Annotated in this window: 1 protein-coding gene; it reads right to left on the reverse strand. The window is 42.5% G+C overall.

The window, feature by feature from the left end; all coding sequences use genetic code 11:
- Positions 1 to 31: 31 nt before the first annotated feature.
- Positions 32 to 252, reverse strand: a 221-nt coding sequence (locus tag ACT3TU_RS14425) for a transposase (protein ID WP_444784553.1), incomplete at its 5' end; no start/stop codon positions are given.

The following is a 252-nucleotide window of genomic DNA, read 5'->3' on the forward strand; positions in this document are numbered from 1 at the left end:
GAGACCATCCCAGATTCTGTGTAACTGCCATTTAGATTAAATGCTTACTAATACGATCATCAAACATAATCATAAAGCGATTCAGAGCAGACGTCCAGTTACGAATAGGCATCGACCACTTTTTGGATGCCTGCTGTGTTGCTAGATATACCACTTTAAACGCTGCCTGATCAGAGGGAAATACCTTACGCTTATTCACCGCCGTTCGAATCACACTGTTTAGCGACTCTATCGCATTGGTGGTATAGATCA

It is taken from the genome of Psychrobacter sp. AOP3-A1-26 (assembly GCF_052378235.1).
GTDB lineage: Bacteria > Pseudomonadota > Gammaproteobacteria > Pseudomonadales > Moraxellaceae > Psychrobacter.